The following is a 14,907-nucleotide window of genomic DNA, read 5'->3' on the forward strand; positions in this document are numbered from 1 at the left end:
AGCTCGCCGAGCTCGGCGAGCTGGCCGTCGACGACCTCGTGGGAGCCGCCCGGGCCCGGCTCGGCGCGCAGTCCGGCGCCGGCCAGGGCGTCCAGCAGTCGCTCGGGCTGGGGGGTGCGCAGACGGACGGCGGAGCGGGAGTTGCGCCGGATGAACTCGGCCATCGGCAGGTCGGCGAGGAGCCGGCCCTTGCCGATGACGACCAGGTGGTCGGCGGTGACGGCCATCTCGCTCATCAGGTGGGAGGAGACGAAGACGGTCCGGCCCTCGGCGGCGAGGCGCTTCATCAGATTGCGGATCCAGAGGATGCCCTCCGGGTCCAGCCCGTTGACCGGCTCGTCGAACATCACGATCTCCGGGTCGCCGAGCAGGGCGGAGGCGATGCCGAGCCGCTGGCCCATCCCGAGCGAGAAGCCCCGGGCGCGCTTGCGGGCGACCGGGGTGAGGCCGACCAGGGCGAGCACCTCGTCCACCCGGCCGGTCGGGATGCGGTTGCTCTGGGCGAGCCAGAGCAGGTGGTCGCGGGCGGTGCGGCCGGGGTGGACGGCCTTGGCCTCCAGCAGTGCGCCGATGTACTTCAGCGGCTCGCTGAGCTGCCCGTATCTCTTGCCGTCGATGGTGACGCGGCCGCCGGTGGGCCGGTCGAGGTCCAGGATCATGCGCATGGTGGTGGACTTGCCGGCGCCGTTGGGGCCGAGGAACCCGGTGACCACGCCCTGCGGCACCTGGAAGCTGAGGCGGTCCACGGCAAGCGTCTTGCCGTAACGCTTGGTCAGTTCGTGCAACTCGATCATTCGCGCTCCCTCACTCTCCGTCAGGCTATGACAAAGCGGACAGGGTGGCCCGCTGAGTGGGCCCGCCGGGCGCACCGAACTACGGTGGGCCCATGACCCAGCTCCCCTCCGCAGTGTCGGTCCGCGAGAGCGGTACCGGAACACCTCTCGTGCTGTTGCACGCCTTTCCGCTCAACGCCTCGATGTGGTCCGCCCAACTGGACGGGCTGCCCGGGACGACCGGCCACGAGGCCCGGGTGCTCGCGCCCGACCAGCGCGGCTTCGGCGGCACCGAGCTGGGTACCGGCGAGCCCTCGTTGGACGCGGTCGCCGACGACGTCGCCCTGCTGCTGGACGCGGCCGGGATCGAGCGGGCGGTGATCGGCGGTCTCTCGATGGGCGGGTACGTGGCGCTCGCCTTCGCCCGCCGCCACCCGCGGCGGCTGGCCGGCCTGCTGCTGGCGAACACCAAGGCCACCGCCGACACCGACACCGCCCGGGCCAACCGCGAGCGGATCGCCGGCGCTGTCCTGGCCCGCGACAGCGTCCGGCTGCTGCTCGACGAGCGGATGGCGGCGGGCCAGCTCGGGCCGGACTCCGGGCACCTGGTCGACCGGGTGCAGGGGATGATCGCCGCCGCGTCACCGGCCGCGGTGGCCTGGGCGCAGCGGGCGATGGCGGCCCGGCCGCAGACCCTGGACGTGCTGGCCGGCGTACGGGTGCCGACCGCCGTAGTGGCGGGGGAGCGGGACGGCCTGATCCCGCTCGAAGAGGCCGAACTGATGGTGCGGGCGCGGCCGGACGCCGAGCTGACCGTCATCCCCGGGGTGGGGCACCTGAGCGCGCTGGAGGCGCCGGAGGAGTTCGACGCGGCGGTGCGTCGGCTGTTGGCGCGGGTGACGCGATGAGGGAGGGGCAGGCGGAGACCGGCGGCTGGGACTTCTCGGCGCTGGAGGTGACCGGCCGGGTGCCGGTCACCAACCGCGGCGAGGGGCTGCTCGAACTGACCCTGGAGCCGCTCGGCGAGGACTACTGGATGCGCCCGGGGGAGACCTTCATCGTCACCTCGTACGGCGACTTCGGCTCGGGGCACCCCTTCGAGGTGCAGTACTGGCGGGACTCGGTCTCGGTCTGGTGCACGTCGTGGTTCGGCACCGTCTCGGACGACGACGGCAACCAGCTGAGCTGCGGCCACCAGCGGCCGGACGGGGCCTATCCGCGCTGAACCCGATGCGCTCCCGGACCCCCGGCCCGACGTCTCCCTCCGGGCCGCCACAGGGCCCTGCGGCGGCGCCTGGAGGCCGCGCCACCGGGCCCGGGCGCGGTCGGGCCGCTCAAGCGTCTGACAAGCACGACGGGCCCCCACTCCGGAGGGTGGGGGCCCGTCGTTGTTCCGCTGTTCCGCACTCGCCGCCGGGCGCTCCTACCGACGCGCGCCCTTCAGCTCATGCGGGGCGCGACGTCAGCGCGACTGCTGGGCGGGCACGCCCATGGTGTCGTCGTTCGGCAGCGAGGCGGCGGCCACGGCCGCGCCGGTCAGCGTCGCCAGCATCTCGCGGACGTTGGTCAGCTGGGCGTTGATGCTGTCGCGGCGGTTGGTGAGCGCCGCCAGCTCGCGCTCGGATTCGCTGCGGATCCGGTCGGCCTTGGCGTTCGCGTCCGCCACGATGTCCTCGGACTGGCGCTGGGCCGTCTCCACCGTCTGGCGGGCGCGGCGCTCGGCGTCGGTGCGCAGCTTCTCGGCCTCCAGGCGCAGCTGCTCGGCCCGGTGCTCGATCTCGGCCAGGCGCTTCTCGGCCTTGGCCTGACGGGCAGCCAGGTCGCGCTCGGACTGCTCGCGGCGCTTGGCCAGGTTGGTCTCGAACTCCAGCGCGGCCTGGGCGGCCTTGGTGCGGGTCTCCTCGAAGAGGGCGTCCGCCTCCTCGCGCTTGTTCTGGGCGTCCTTGTTGGCCTCGGCGCGCAGCTGGGCGCTGTCGCTCTTGGCCTTGTCGACGATCCGCAGACCCTCGTCCTCGGCCTTGGCCTTGCGGTCCTTGGCGTAGTTCTCGGCCTCGGAGCGGACCTGCTGGGCGGCCGCCTCGGCCAGCTCGCGGTGCTGCTCGGCGGCGCGGTGCGCCTCGTCGCGCAGGTCCTTGGCCTCCTCCTCGGCGAGCCGCAGGATCTTCTCGACCCGGGCGCCGAGACCGGCGTAGGAGGGCTCCGCCTCGGTGACCGCCGCCTGCGCGGTCTGGGTCTCCAGGTGGAGCTCCTCGATGCGCTTCTCCAGCGCGCTGATCCGGGTCAGGGCACTGTCACGGTCGGCCACCAGCTTGGTGATCCGCTCGTCGACCTGGGCACGCTCGTACCCACGGCGCACCAGGTCGAAGCCGTGAGGGGAGTGACTGTCGCTCATGGGGTTCTGGGCTTCCTGTCGTCAAACCGCTGAGGTGGTTGAGGGAATCCTGACACGGTACCGGAGTGTCGTCGGCGAAATGCCGTTGTCTCGCGGAGAATGTCCGCTCAATCGGGTGGTGCGCCGCCGGAGCGATTGCCACCCGACCGGGGGGAACCGACTCCGGCGCCGGCCTTGGTCCCCCCGTCTTTCTTGCTGGTACTTCCCCCGTTTGCCTGTGCGACCGGTGACGGTGCCTCGAAAGCCTCCAGCGCGGACAGCACGTCCTGCACCCTGGAGATCTCGGTGTTGATGTCCTTGCGGCGGCGCACCAGCTCGTCCAGCTCGCGCCGGCCCTCGTCGGTGACCCGCGTCGCCTCGGCCCGCGCCTCGGCGAGCACCCGCTCGGCCTCCGCCTTCGCCAGCTCGATCTGCTCGTCGGCGGCCTCGTCGGCGGTCCGCAGGCGCTTCTCCGCCTCGGCCGCCGCCGTCTCGATCCGCTCCTCGGACTCCTCCTGGGCGGACTTCAGCTTGGCCTCGGCCTTGATGATCAGGGCCTCGGCACGGTCGGTCGAGTCGGCGAGCTTGGTCTCGGCCTCCTTCAGCAGGCCCTCGGCCTTGCGGACGGCCGAGATCCGGACCTTGCTGGCCTCGGCGGACGCCTCCGACGTCAGCTCGTTGGCGCGCTCCTCGGCGGCCGCGATCAGTGCCGCCGCCCGCTCCTCGGCCTCGGTGACGGTGGCCACCGCCTGCTCCTCGGCCTCGGTCAGCTGCTCCTGGGCGGCCGTCACCAGCGCGTCCACCCGCTCGCCCGCCGACTTCATGGCCTGCGCGTTCTCCTTGCGGGCGCGCTCGTGCAGGGCCTCCACCTCGGCGTCGGTGCGCTCGCGCAGTTCCTCGGCGCGCTCGCGGATCGCGGTGGCGTCCCGGCGGGCCTCGGAGAGCAGGGCGTCCGCGTCGGCCCGGCCCTTCTCGACCTCGGCCTGGCCGGCCGCCTCGCCGGCCGCGACCAGCCGGTCGGCCTCCTTGCGGGCGGCCGCGACCATCGCGTCCGCCTGCTCCTCGGCGGCGGCGGTGGTGGCCAGCGCGGTGGTCTGGGCGTCCTCGCCGAGCGCCTCGGCGTCGGCGAAGGCCCGCTCCAGAACGGACTTGGCCCGCTCGCGGGTGGCCTTGTCGAACTGCTCGGCGGCCTCGCGGGTGTCCGCGTCGAAGGCGTCGGCGCGGGCGTGGGTGTCCGCGTCGTAGTCGTCCGCGAGGGTCCGGGTGGCCATCGCGTACTCCTCGGCCTCGGCCCGCAGGGCGGCGGCGAAGTCCTCGGCCTCGGCGATCGCGGCGGCGGCCCGCTCCTCGGCGGCGGCCCGCTGCTGCTCGGCGGACTCCTGGGCGCCGCGCAGCTCGGCCTCGGCGTCGGTGCGCAGCCGCTCGTCGTAGGCCTGCGCCTCGGCGCGGCGGCGGGCCAGCTCGGCCTCGGCGGCCTCGCGCTCGGCGGCCAGCTCCAGCTCGGTCTGCTCACGCAGCGCGGCCGTCTCGGCGGCGGTCCGGGTCCGCAGGTCGGTGGTCTCGCGGTCGGCGAGGGCGCGCTGCTCGGCGGTCTCCCGCTCGGCCGTCTCGTGCAGCTCGGCGACGGCGCGGTCGGTGCGCTCGCGCAGCTCGGCGGTCTCCCGCTCGGCCAGCGCCCGCAGCTCGGCGCTCTCCCGCTCGGCGGTGTCGCGCAGCTCGGCGGCGGCCTGCTCGGCCTCCCGGCGGACCTCGGCGGCCTCGCGCTCGGCGGTGGCCCGCAGCTCGGCGATCTGCTGGGACGCGGCCTCGTGCATACCGGCCACCGACTGGCGGACCTCGGCGGCCTCCTCCTCGGCGGTGGCGACCAGCTCGGCGGCCTCGGCCTTGGCGGTGGCGACCAGCTCGTCGCCGTCGACACCGGCCTGGTCCAGTACGGCCTGTGCCTCGGCGCGGATCGAGTCGGCGGTGGCACGGGCCTCGGACAGCTCCCGGCCGGCCTCGGCCCGGACCGTCTCGGCCTGCTCGGCGGCCAGCGTCAGGTCGGCCTCGGCCTGCTCGCGCAGTGCCGAAGCAGTGGCCTCGGCCTCGGCCGTCCGCCGCTCGGCGGTGGCCCGGGCGGTCTCCAGCGCCTCCTCGGCCTCCGCCCGCAGCCGGGCCGTTTCGGCGGCGGTGTACTCGGTGAGTTCGGCGGCGCTCCGTTCGGCGTCGGTGCGCAGCCGGTCGGCGTGGGCCTCGGCGGCCTCGCGGAGCGCGGCCGTTTCGGCGGCGGTGCGCTCGGTGAGTTCGGCGGCGGCCGCCGCGGCCTGCTCGTGGGCGGCCCGGGCGGCGGCCAGCTGCTCGGCGGTCTCCTCGCGCTCGCGGAGCAGCCCGGCAGCGGCCTCCTCGCGCTCGCGCCGGCTCTCCTCGCGCAGTGCCTCGGCGGCGGCGTCGACCTCGGCCCGGGTGCGGGCCAGCTCGGCGTCGGCCTCGGTGCGCAGCCGTTCGGCGTCGGCGACCGCGGCGTCCAGGACGGCGGTGGCCTCGGCCTGGGCCTCGGCCCGTACGGCCTGCGCCTCGGCGTTCGCCTCGGCGCGCACCCGCTGGTCGAACTCGGTTGCCTCGCGGCGCAGTTCACCGGTCTCGCGCTCGGCGGCGGTGCGGTTCTCGGCGGCCGCGGCCTTGGCCGCGGTGAGTGCGTCCTGGCCCTGCTGCTCGGCGTTGCCGACGATCTTCTGGGCCTCGGCGCGAGCCCGGTCGAGGGTCTGCTCGGCGCGGCCCTGGGTCTCGGCGGCCTGCTGCTTGGCCTGCTCGCGCAGCCGCTCGATCTCGGCGGCCGCGCCGGCGCGCAGCTCGTCCGCGTCGGTCTTGGCCTTGGTCAGCAGCTCCTCGGCGCTCTTCGCCGATTCCTCGATCTGGACGACGGCCTGGCGGCGGGCCTCGCCGCGGACCCGGTCGGCCTCGGCGGCGGCCTGGGCGCGCAGCTCCTCGGCCTCGGCCCGCAGCCGGGCGGCCTCGTCCTGCATCTGCCGGACCCGCTCGCGGATGCCGGCCGCGTCGTCCAGGGCGGCGTTCTGGGCCTGCTCGACGGCGGCCTGCGCCTGCTCGCGCAGCCGCTCCGCCTCGGCGGCGGCCTCGGTACGGATCCGCTCGGCCTCGGTGGCGGCCTCGGCGCGGGCGGCCTCGGCGTCCTGATTGGCCCGGCCGAGCATCTCCTCGGCCGTCTTGGCGGCCTTGGCGAGGTGGACGGTGGCGTCCTTGGCGCCGGCCGCCCGGCCGGCCTCCTCGGCCTCGCTGCGCAGCTGCTCGGCGGCGGCCTCGGCCTGGGCGCGCAGCTCGGCGACCTCGCGTTCGGCCTGCGACCGCAGGTCCGCGATGGCGGCCTCGGCCTCGGCGCGCAGCTCGCCGGCCACCGACTCGGCGGTGGCGCGCAGCCGCTCGCTCTCCTCGGCGGCGGCCGCCCTGGCGGCCTCCGCCTCGGCCTGCTTGGTGGCGGCCGCAGCCTTGATGGCCTCGGCCTCCTTGGTGGCCTGGGCGACCATCCGGGCGACCTCGGCCCGGGCGGTCTGCGAGCGCTGCTCGCTGGCAGCCTCGCCGTCGGCGACCTTGCGCTCGGCGGCGGCCTCGGCGTCCGCCTGCAGCTGCTCGGCGGCGGCCTCGGCCTGGGCGCGCAGCTCGGTGGCCTCCCGCCGGGTGCGCTCGGCCTCGGCGATCGCCGAGGCGCGCAGCCGCTCGATCTCGGCCTGGGCGTGGGCGAGCGCCTCCTCGGCGCGGGCCTGCTCGGCGGTGGTGTGTTCCTTGAGCCGGCGGATCTCGGCCTGGGCGGCGGCGAGCTGCTGCTCGGCGGCGGCGTGCGCGGCGGCCAGCTGCAGCTGGGCCTCGCCACGGGCGGCGTCCACGTCGGCGGCGGCCTGGGCGCCGGCCTGCTGGGCCTGCTCGGAGGCGGCGCGCAGCAGGCGCTCGGCGTCGCTGTGGGCGCGCTGGATGGCGGCCTCGGCGGCGGCCTGGGCCTCGCCGCGGGCGGCGTCGACGTCGGCGGCGGTCTGCGCACGGGCCTGGTCGGACAGGGCGGCGGCCTCGGCGCGAGCGGCGGCCATCATCCGGTCGGCCTCGGCGCGGGCCTCCTGCAGCAGGCGCTGGGCCTCCTGCTCGGTGCCGGCCCGGGTCTGCTCGGCCCAGTTGACGTTCTCGTTGACGTGCTGTTCGGCGCTGCGCCGCAGCTCGGTGAGCTCGTCCTCCAGCTGGCGGCGGCGGGCGGCCAGCTCGGCCTCCAGCCGGGCGGTGCGCTCGGCGGCCTCGGCCATCAGCCGCTGGGTGGCCTGCTGGGAGTCGCGCAGCTGCCGCTCGGCGTCGGCACGCAGCTGCTGGGCCTGCATCTCGGCGGTGCGGAGCAGCTGCTCGGCCTGGCCGGACACGGCGTCGAAGGCACGCGGCTGGGCGAGCATGCGACGGGACTCGTGCAGCTTGGCCCGGAGCACCTCCACCTGGTAGGCGAGGTCCTCGGCATGCTCGACGGCCTTGTCCCGCTCCTTGCGAGTCCGATCCATCTCGGCCTCGAACTGGGAGAGGTGATCGTCAACCTCGTAGCGGTCGTAGCCCCGCACTCCGCGGTCCCATCCATCTCCTGGTCGCGTCCTCGACCCGGCCGTTCCCGGGCTCCCGTGTCCGGGGCCCCGGTCCGACTGGTCCTTGCATCCGCAGCCTGGTGGACGGCCCCTGTCTGGTCGGGGGCGTCCGCCACGGTCGTCGAAGTCCTGGTCACGGGAGCGCGGTCGTACCGCGTTCCCCCGTCCGGGTGGACTTCTGGGCGAACTCTTGCCTTGTGGAGAATGGTGACAGATCCGAACTGCGACTGTTCAGCCGTGCCCGCGTAATGGACTCCCCTGCGACGGGCCGACCACCGGTGGGCGGACAGGCCTGTCATCGGCCGTGCCCGTCGTCCCCGTCCCCCGGAGTCTTCGCGCACCTGGGCATTGTAGTGGGAGCGCCCTGCGGGGGAATGGCCGCGTAGGGGTTTTCCGGGCATCGGACGACATTACTGACGGGTCATGAGGGTGGCGGGCCTTCGGTGGAGCTCTCGGCAGACCCCTCGGGCGGGCCCCGGGCGGACCCTCGGCGGGCCCGGGCGGACCCTCGGCGGGTGCCGTCGGAGCCCGACGGCACCCGTGTGCGGGTCAGTGCTCGTCGTGCTCCCCGGGCTCGGCGGAGGTGACCAGTTCGGTCAGGACGCCACCGCAGTCCTTGGGGTGCAGGAAGGTGATCCGCGAGCCCATCGAGCCGATCCGGGGCTGCTCGTAGAGGACCCGGACGCCCTTGGCGCGGATCTCCTCGGAGTCGCCGTCCACGTCGGCGGTGCCGAACGCGATGTGGTGGACGCCCTCGCCGTTCTTCTCCAGCCACTTGGCGACGGTGGAGTCGGGCCGGGTCGGCTCCAGCAGCTGCAGGTAGGAGGCGCCGCCGTCACCGGTGTCGTTGATCTTGAGCATGGCCTCGCGCACCCCCTGTTCCTCGTTGACCTCGCTGTGGAACACCTCGAAGCCGTAGGTGGCGCGGTAGAACTCGACCGTCTTGTCGAGGTCTCGGCAGGCGATGCCGATGTGGTCGATGCGGGTGAGCACGGTGGCCTCCGGGTCTGGGCGGGCAACGGGACGGCAACAGTGCAGCGCATGCGGCCGGGGTGCGCCAGCGATCCGGGTGCGAGCCTGCTCACACGGGCGGGGTTCACCCGGACCGGGTTGACACGGTGTTGACTGGACAGTGCCAGTGCGCTCGATCACACCGTCGCTCCGGTGACGGACGGGTAGCAGGTCAGTACATTGAGCGGAATCCTCACCTGGCCACGACGTGCGAAGGGGCTCGTCCCATGACCAACACCACCTCTGTGATCGTTGCCGGTGCGCGGACCCCGATGGGTCGCCTGCTCGGTTCGCTCAAGGGATTCTCCGGCGTCGACCTCGGGGCCGTCGCGATCAGGGCCGCTCTGGAGCGGGCCGGCGTCACGGGGGACCAGGTCCAGTACGTGATCATGGGCCAGGTGCTGCAGGCCGGCGCCGGCCAGATCCCGGCCCGCCAGGCCGCCGTCAAGGCGGGCATCCCGATGAGCGTCCCGGCGCTCACCATCAACAAGGTCTGCCTCTCCGGCCTGGACGCCATCGCGCTGGCCGACCAGCTGATCCGGGCCGGCGAGTTCGACATCGTGGTGGCCGGCGGCCAGGAGTCCATGACCAACGCCCCGCACCTGCTGCCGAAGTCCCGTGAGGGCTACAAGTACGGCGCGATCGAGATGCTCGACGAGATGGCGCACGACGGCCTCACCGACGCCTACGAGAACATCCCGATGGGCGAGTCGACGGAGAAGCACAACATCCGCCTCGGCATCCCGCGCGAGATCCAGGACGAGATCGCCGCCGCCTCCCACCAGCGGGCCGCCAAGGCCCAGCAGAACGGCATCTTCGAGGCCGAGATCGCCCCGGTGGAGATCCCGCAGCGCAAGGGCGAGCCGCTGGTCTTCAGCCAGGACGAGGGCATCCGCGCGGACACCACCGTCGAGGGCCTGGCCAAGCTGCGCCCGGCCTTCACCAAGGACGGCACGATCACCGCCGGCACCTCCTCGCAGATCTCCGACGGCGCCGCCGCGGTGGTCGTGATGAGCAAGGCCAAGGCCGAGGAGCTGGGCCTGAGCTGGATCGCCGAGATCGGCGCGCACGGCAACGTCGCGGGCCCGGACAACTCGCTGCAGTCGCAGCCGTCCAACGCGATCAAGCACGCGCTGGCCAAGGAGGGCCTGGAGGTCGGTGACCTCGACCTGATCGAGATCAACGAGGCGTTCGCGGCCGTCGCCCACCAGTCGATCAAGGACCTGGGCGTCTCCTCCGACATCGTCAACGTCAACGGCGGCGCGATCGCGCTCGGCCACCCGATCGGCATGTCCGGCGCCCGCGTGGTGCTGCACCTGGCGCTGGAGCTCCAGCGCCGCGGTGGCGGCATCGGCGCGGCCGCGCTCTGCGGCGGCGGCGGTCAGGGCGACGCGCTGATCGTCCGTGTCCCGCAGGAGCCGGCCGCCAAGGCCTGATCATCCGACATACCTTCGGGGCTGCGGACCGCCACCAGCGGTCCGCAGCCCTTCGGCGCTAGGAGCTCCTGATGATCGATGTCGCGACCCTGGTCGAGCAGGCCCGGGCAGGCCGGCCGCGCGCGGTGGCCCGGCTGATCTCGCTGGTCGAGAACGCCGCCCCGCAACTGCGCGAGGCGATGGCCGCACTGGCCCCCTACACCGGCCGGGCCTACACCGTCGGGCTGACCGGCTCGCCCGGCGTGGGCAAGTCCACCTCGACCTCCGCCCTGGTCTCCGCCTACCGCCGGCTCGGCAAGCGGGTCGGGGTGCTGGCCGTGGACCCGTCCTCGCCGTTCTCCGGCGGTGCGCTGCTCGGCGACCGGGTCCGGATGCAGGACCACGCCACCGACCCCGAGGTGTTCATCCGCTCGATGGCCACCCGCGGCCACCTCGGCGGCCTCTCCTGGTCGGCCCCGCAGGCGCTGCGGGTGCTGGACGGGGCCGGCTGCGACGTGATCCTGGTCGAGACCGTCGGCGTCGGCCAGTCCGAGGTGGAGATCGCCGCCCAGGCGGACACCACCGTGGTGCTGCTCGCCCCCGGGATGGGTGACGGCATCCAGGCCGCCAAGGCCGGGATCCTGGAGATCGGCGACGTCTTCGTGGTCAACAAGGCCGACCGGGACGGGGCCGACGCCACCGCCCGGGAGCTGAACCACATGCTCGGCCTCGGCGAGGCCCGGGAGGCGGGGGACTGGCGCCCGCCGATCGTGAAGACCGTGGCGGCCCGCGGCGAGGGCATGGACGAGGTGGTCGAGGCGCTGGAGAAGCACCGCGCCTGGCTGGAGGAGCACGGCGAGCTGGCCGTGCGCCGCCGCCGCCGGGCCGCCGACGAGATCGAGGCGATCGCGCTGTCCGCGCTGCGGGCCCGGATCGGCGACCTGCACGGCGACCGGCACCTGGCCACCCTGGCCGAGCGGGTGGTGGCCGGCGAGCTGGACCCGTACGGCGCCGCCGACGAGCTGGTGGCGGGGCTCACCCACGGCTGAACACGACGAGAGGGCCGGCCCCCGTCGACGACGGGGGCCGGCCCTCCGCGGACCCTAGGCGCGGCCGCGCAGGCCTCGCAGGTGCTCGGCGACCGGGGCCAGTGCCTCGTACATCGCGTCGAGCTGCTCGGGCGTGAAGCGGTCGATGAAGTGTGCCCGGACGCTGCGCACGTGGTCCGGGGCGACCTTCTGCATGGTCTCCCAACCCTGCTCGGTGAGGTGCGCGTAGAGGCCGCGCCGGTCGCCCGGGCACTCCTGCCGCAGCACCAGCCCGGCCGTCTCCATCCGCGTGATCTGGTGCGAGAGCCGGCTCTTGGACTGCAGGGTGGCGGTGGCCAGGTCGGTCATCCGCATCCGCCGCTCGGGTGCCTCGGAGAGCACGACCAGGATCTCGTAGTCGTTGATCGCGAGGTTGTGCGGCTGGAGTTCGCGGCTGAGCTGGTAGTCCAGCAGCTTGGCCACCTCCAGGTGGGCGCGCCACAGCCGCTGCTCCCTGGCGGTGAGCCAGGGAGTCCCCTCCTCGGGCTGCGAGGGGGGGACGTCGGCGGCGTCGATCGTGCGCGTATCCATGGGTGCGAGCATACCGCATTTAGTTAAATCTTGTACGAGTTTACAGGCCGAAGCGTCGCCCGAGGTCGCCCAGATTACCGAGCCCGGGGACGTTGAGGTTGCCTCCGCCGTGGGCCGACGCGGGCTGCGACGGCACCCCGCCCATCGGCACGCCCGCCTCGGCGTGGACCTGGCCGACCGCGCGCTCGGCCATCAGCACCTCGGTCGACTGCAGCAGCACCTGGCCGGCCCCGATGAACTCGAACTGGTGCTCCTCGCCGGACGCCCCGCCCAGGCCGGTGAGCCGGCGGATCCCGCCGATCACCCCGTGCATGTAGTCGTGGTCGTAGTGGTGGCACGGTGCCGGGCAGTCCGCCCAGCCGACCAGTGCCTGCGGGTCCACCCGGATCGGCGGCTCGACGAAGTGCACCGGACCGTTGGACGCGGCCACGAACTTGCCGCTGCCGATCAGGGTGAGGAACCCCGGGATGATCGACTGCTTGAGCCGCAGCGTGGGCTCGTAGGCCAGCAGGTTGCCCGAGCGGACGGTGAGGTTCCCCTCCTCCAGGTCGTAGGAGTTGAGGTCGAAGGCGCGGTCGGCCAGCAGCAGCTTGCCCCGGCCCTCGGCGACCACCCAGTCCGCGGCGTGCATCGGCGAGTTGAAGTGCTGGCCGAGCATCCGGTCGATCGCGCCGGCGCCGACCCCCTTGAAGGAGATGTCGCCGTAGTAGGCGATCATCTTGCCCTTCTGCAGGAAGTACGACCCGTTCAGGTCCACCGAGAAGGCGTACGGGTTGACGTTGTCGTTGGCCGGCAGGCTGTGCGCGTCGTGCACCACCGGGCCGGAGCCGTCCTGCGCCTTGGGCAGCGGGGCCTGGGCACCGCCGAACTGCTCCTGGGCGTACTGCTGCGGCTGCTGGGCGGGGTAGCCCTGCTGCGGGGGCGGCGGGTAGCCCTGCGCCGGGTAGCCCTGGCCGGGCGGCGGGCCGTAGCCGGGCGGCGGCGGGGCGGGGAAGCCGGGCTGGGTGGGCTGGTTGTACGGCGACGGCTGGCCGTACGGCTGCTGCTGGCCGTACGGGTCGTGCGGCTGCCCGTAGGGGGGCTGCGGCGGGTAGGACATCAGAGCTTCTCCTCGCTCGCCTGCACGAACACCGTGCCGTTCCCGGACAGCTCCAGCTGGAAGGCCTCGCCGGAGCCGCGTCCGATCATGTCGCGCCAACCCAGCGCGGTGGACAGCTTGTTCTGGACCTGGCCGCGGTGCGCGACATAGGCCTGGGGGTCGACGTGGACCGGCTGGTGGGGGGTGATCGGCAGCTCGAAGACGCCGCCGTGCGCCATCACCGCCACCGAGCCGTGGCCGTCCAGCTTGGTGGTGAACAGGCCCTGCCCGGTCACCTGGCCGCGGACCATGCCCATCACGCCGCCCTGCGAGCCCATGAACATGGTGGACTGCTGCAGCGAGCCCTCGAAGGCCAGCAACCGGTCCGCCTCGACGTACAGGGTGTCGCCGGCCAGCTCGATCACGTGCACGTGGTGGCCGCCGTGGCCGAACATCACGGTGCCCTGGCCCTCGACCGTCATCAGCGGGGTGTCCTCGTTGGCCACCCGGCGGCCGATCATCGACATGACCCCGCCCTGGCCGCCGGTGATGTTCGGCGTGAAGCGGACCTCGCCGGTGTACGCGAGCATCGCGCCGCGCTGGCTGAACAGCCGCTGCCCGGGGACGACCCGGGCCTCGATCATCTTGTTGTTGATCCTGGTGAACGGCATCAGACGTCGCCCCCGACGGTGATCTTCTCGGACGGCTGAACGTAGACCAGGCCCTCGCCGGAGAACTCCACCTGGACGGCCTCGCCGCCGCCCTCGCCGATGAAGGTGGACCAGCCGGCGCCCGACTTGAGGCTGCGGCTGAGGTTGCCGGTGTGCGCGACGTACGCCCCCGGGTCCACCCGCAGCGGCATGCCCTGGGAGACCCGCAGGATGATCGCCGGCCCCTTGGAGGTGAGCGCGGCCCAGCCGTGGCCCTCCACCTTGGTGGTGAACAGGCCGTTGCCGGAGGAGATCCCGTTGAGACCGGTGAAGGTGGTGCCGGTCTTCAGCGTGCCCTCGGTGCAGAGCAGGTTGTCCGACTCGACGTAGAGCGTCTCGCCGTTCAGCCGGACGAGGTTGATCTCGGTCGCCCGGTCGGCGAAGTAGCAGGTGCCCTGCCCCTTCACCTCCATGACCGTCATCTGCTCGCCGGTGAGCCGCCGGGTCACCATGCCGCGCAGACCGTCGCCGCCGCCGGAGAGCTTCTTGAAGTTCATCTGGCCGCTGTACGCGACCATCGAGCCGTTTCTTGCTTTCACGGCGTCGCCCGTCATGTCGACGGCGAGCGTCTTGGACCCTTGGAGTCGAAACTGTGCCACCGCCGCAATGTAGCGGGATCCGGCGGTTCCGGGGGAGGGGCGTCGCCTTTCTGGTACCGGTCTGCGACAAATCACACCCGGCCGGACGCCGGCCGTACCCGTGCGCGTACCCCGGGCGCGGGCCCGGGCGTGTGCTCGGTGATAATGGCGGGGATGCTTGTGAGCCGGTTCACAAGCGATCTTCGACCCCTATTCGAGGTACCCATCGTGAACAGCAGCGCCGTCCACCGCCTGCGTCTGGTCTCGGGCCCCGAGGGCCTCTCCTTTCTCCTGCTCCTGGTCTGCTCGGTGCTCAAGCGCACCACCAGCTTCGACGCCGTCCCGGTGATGGGCATGGTCCACGGGGTGCTGTTCATCCTGTACGTGGTCTTCTGGATCATGGCCTGGCAGGCGCAGAAGTGGGACGCCAAGCGCGGCATCCTGCTCTTCGTCCTCTCGGTGCTGCCCACCGGCGGCTTCTTCGCCGAGCGCACCCTCGCCAAGGAGGAGCGCGGCGAACTCGCGCCCGCGCGCGAGCCCGCCGCCGCCTGAACCTCCCGCGGACAGGCCGACAGGCTGCCGGGGCCTCCTCTCCCAGTGGGCCCCGACAGCCTGTCGCCGTTTCCAGGTGTGGTCCGGTGGTGGTCAGACGGTGACTAGTGCCGCATCAAGCAACGTTCGCCCCGTTGTGACATCCCGTCCGGTTGTCGTGCCGGACGGGATGTGCCGCCAGAATGATCACGTGGCTGAG

General features: G+C 73.3%; 13 protein-coding genes. 5 read left to right on the forward strand and 8 right to left on the reverse strand.

What is annotated here, in order from left to right; translation table 11 throughout:
• Nucleotides 1-794: ATP-binding cassette domain-containing protein (locus AB0J08_RS38585; RefSeq protein WP_360643845.1), on the reverse strand; the 794-nt coding region annotated here is incomplete at its 3' end.
• A 92-nt stretch (nucleotides 795-886) separates the two neighbouring features.
• Here AB0J08_RS38585 and AB0J08_RS38590 point away from each other — a divergent pair.
• Both AB0J08_RS38590 and AB0J08_RS38595 read left to right on the forward strand, forming a co-directional pair.
• On the forward strand, nucleotides 887-1,681 hold the full coding sequence (locus AB0J08_RS38590; RefSeq protein WP_360643848.1) for an alpha/beta hydrolase: 795 nt from the start codon (nucleotides 887-889) through the stop codon (nucleotides 1,679-1,681).
• Nucleotides 1,678-1,998 (forward strand): hypothetical protein, encoded by a 321-nt coding sequence (locus AB0J08_RS38595; RefSeq protein WP_360643851.1) that lies wholly within the window; start codon nucleotides 1,678-1,680, stop codon nucleotides 1,996-1,998. The genes AB0J08_RS38590 and AB0J08_RS38595 overlap by 4 nt, the downstream gene beginning before the upstream one ends.
• Before the next feature lie 237 nt (nucleotides 1,999-2,235).
• Here the strand turns inward: AB0J08_RS38595 and AB0J08_RS38600 are convergent, their stop codons facing one another.
• The 3 genes from AB0J08_RS38600 to mce form a co-directional block, all read right to left on the reverse strand.
• Nucleotides 2,236-3,165 carry a cellulose-binding protein gene (locus tag AB0J08_RS38600; RefSeq protein WP_360643854.1) on the reverse strand — a complete coding sequence of 310 codons (930 nt, stop codon included), beginning with the start codon at nucleotides 3,163-3,165 and terminating at the stop codon, nucleotides 2,236-2,238.
• Nucleotides 3,166-3,272: 107 nt separating this feature from the next.
• Nucleotides 3,273-7,724: a hypothetical protein gene (locus AB0J08_RS38605; RefSeq protein WP_360643857.1), complete on the reverse strand. Its 4,452-nt coding sequence runs from the start codon at nucleotides 7,722-7,724 to the stop codon at nucleotides 3,273-3,275.
• A gap of 570 nt (nucleotides 7,725-8,294) precedes the next feature.
• Nucleotides 8,295-8,738, reverse strand: a complete 444-nt coding sequence (gene mce / locus AB0J08_RS38610; RefSeq protein WP_360643860.1) for a methylmalonyl-CoA epimerase — start codon at nucleotides 8,736-8,738, stop codon at nucleotides 8,295-8,297.
• Nucleotides 8,739-8,983: 245 nt separating this feature from the next.
• On the opposite strand from mce, the gene AB0J08_RS38615 reads away from it, so the two are divergent.
• Both AB0J08_RS38615 and meaB read left to right on the forward strand, forming a co-directional pair.
• Complete coding sequence (locus tag AB0J08_RS38615; RefSeq protein ID WP_360643863.1) at nucleotides 8,984-10,192, forward strand: acetyl-CoA C-acetyltransferase; 1,209 nt, start codon at nucleotides 8,984-8,986, stop codon at nucleotides 10,190-10,192.
• 71 nt (nucleotides 10,193-10,263) lie between these two features.
• Complete coding sequence (gene meaB, locus AB0J08_RS38620; RefSeq protein ID WP_360643866.1) at nucleotides 10,264-11,220, forward strand: methylmalonyl Co-A mutase-associated GTPase MeaB; 957 nt, start codon at nucleotides 10,264-10,266, stop codon at nucleotides 11,218-11,220.
• A 54-nt stretch (nucleotides 11,221-11,274) separates the two neighbouring features.
• Here meaB and AB0J08_RS38625 read toward each other — a convergent pair whose 3' ends face one another.
• From AB0J08_RS38625 to AB0J08_RS38640, 4 genes are all read right to left on the reverse strand, one after another.
• Nucleotides 11,275-11,790 carry a MarR family transcriptional regulator gene (locus tag AB0J08_RS38625; protein ID WP_360643869.1) on the reverse strand — a complete coding sequence of 172 codons (516 nt, stop codon included), beginning with the start codon at nucleotides 11,788-11,790 and terminating at the stop codon, nucleotides 11,275-11,277.
• A gap of 40 nt (nucleotides 11,791-11,830) precedes the next feature.
• Nucleotides 11,831-12,637 (reverse strand): AIM24 family protein, encoded by an 807-nt coding sequence (locus AB0J08_RS38630; RefSeq protein ID WP_360643881.1) that lies wholly within the window; start codon nucleotides 12,635-12,637, stop codon nucleotides 11,831-11,833.
• 251 nt (nucleotides 12,638-12,888) lie between these two features.
• Nucleotides 12,889-13,539, reverse strand: coding sequence for an AIM24 family protein (locus AB0J08_RS38635; RefSeq protein WP_360643872.1), 651 nt, complete (start codon nucleotides 13,537-13,539; stop codon nucleotides 12,889-12,891).
• Nucleotides 13,539-14,177 (reverse strand): AIM24 family protein, encoded by a 639-nt coding sequence (locus AB0J08_RS38640; RefSeq protein WP_360643875.1) that lies wholly within the window; start codon nucleotides 14,175-14,177, stop codon nucleotides 13,539-13,541. Before AB0J08_RS38640 ends, AB0J08_RS38635 begins: the two co-directional genes overlap by 1 nt.
• A 153-nt stretch (nucleotides 14,178-14,330) precedes the next feature.
• On the opposite strand from AB0J08_RS38640, the gene AB0J08_RS38645 reads away from it, so the two are divergent.
• The gene (locus AB0J08_RS38645) at nucleotides 14,331-14,708 is read left to right on the forward strand and encodes a DUF3817 domain-containing protein (protein ID WP_360643878.1); all 378 of its coding nucleotides are present in this window, start codon (nucleotides 14,331-14,333) and stop codon (nucleotides 14,706-14,708) included.
• Nucleotides 14,709-14,907: the final 199 nt, after the last annotated feature.

Origin of the sequence: Kitasatospora sp. NPDC050463 (genome assembly GCF_040655255.1) — a bacterium.
Classification (GTDB): domain Bacteria; phylum Actinomycetota; class Actinomycetes; order Streptomycetales; family Streptomycetaceae; genus Kitasatospora.

Coding starts and splice junctions, on each gene's coding strand:
- AB0J08_RS38590 (WP_360643848.1), top strand. CDS start 887: ATGACCCAGCTCCCCTCCGCAGTGTCGGTCCGCGAGAGCGGTACCGGA.
- AB0J08_RS38595 (WP_360643851.1), top strand. CDS start 1,678: ATGAGGGAGGGGCAGGCGGAGACCGGCGGCTGGGACTTCTCGGCGCTG.
- AB0J08_RS38600 (WP_360643854.1), bottom strand. CDS start 3,165: ATGAGCGACAGTCACTCCCCTCACGGCTTCGACCTGGTGCGCCGTGGG.
- AB0J08_RS38615 (WP_360643863.1), top strand. CDS start 8,984: ATGACCAACACCACCTCTGTGATCGTTGCCGGTGCGCGGACCCCGATG.
- meaB (WP_360643866.1), top strand. CDS start 10,264: ATGATCGATGTCGCGACCCTGGTCGAGCAGGCCCGGGCAGGCCGGCCG.
- AB0J08_RS38625 (WP_360643869.1), bottom strand. CDS start 11,790: ATGGATACGCGCACGATCGACGCCGCCGACGTCCCCCCCTCGCAGCCC.
- AB0J08_RS38635 (WP_360643872.1), bottom strand. CDS start 13,539: ATGCCGTTCACCAGGATCAACAACAAGATGATCGAGGCCCGGGTCGTC.
- AB0J08_RS38645 (WP_360643878.1), top strand. CDS start 14,331: ATGCTTGTGAGCCGGTTCACAAGCGATCTTCGACCCCTATTCGAGGTA.